The following is a 668-nucleotide window of genomic DNA, read 5'->3' on the forward strand; positions in this document are numbered from 1 at the left end:
AGGTAGGGGCGGGGCGCCGCAGGCCGGCGCCAGCACCCCCACCCCGACCCTCCCCCGATTGGCGGGGGAGGCAGAGGCGCAACGGCGGCTAGACCGGCCCGCCGCTCTCCGGGCCCGTGCGAGTCGGCGGGATGCCGGTGGAGGAGCCGCCGGTCGGCGGCGTGCCGCCTTCGCGTGGCGTGTCGCGGTTGGACGCCTCGCCGCCATTCGCCGGCTTCGTCGCCTCCCGCGCTGCTCCGGCCATGTCCTGCGCCGTGCGCTCGACGGCGTGGCGCAGGTCGCGCGCCACCTCGCCCAGTGCGCTCACGCCTTCGGTCGGCGAGAGGCCCGCGCCCGCGACCCGTTCCCGGGTGCGGCCATAGGCCTCGCCCAGATGCTCCTGCGCCTGGCCGAGATGCTGCTCCGCCTTGGCGCGCGCATCCTGGTAGGCCTCGCTGGCCAGTCCGGAGAGCCGGTTGGCCATGCGGTCGCGGCTTTCGCCCATCAGCCGGTCCTCGGCCTCGCTCGGCGGCAGCAGCGCCCCCAGCGCGGCGCCCAGCGCCAAACCGACGGCGCCGAGCAGCAGCGGCTGCTGCTCGACCAGGCCGGCGGCGCTGCGGCCGTACTCCGCGCCCGCGCGGTAGGCCCGGTCGCCGGCGCGATAGGCGGTGTCGGTCGCGCTGCGCCAG

General features: G+C 77.7%; 1 protein-coding gene. It reads right to left on the minus strand.

The window, feature by feature from the left end:
• Positions 1-88 precede the first annotated feature (88 nt).
• Positions 89-668, minus strand: a 580-nt coding sequence (locus tag OZN99_RS32985; RefSeq protein WP_456299931.1) for a hypothetical protein, incomplete at its 5' end; no start/stop codon positions are given.

The organism is Falsiroseomonas oryzae (genome assembly GCF_027856955.1).
Classification (GTDB): Bacteria; Pseudomonadota; Alphaproteobacteria; order Acetobacterales; family Acetobacteraceae; genus Falsiroseomonas; species Falsiroseomonas oryzae.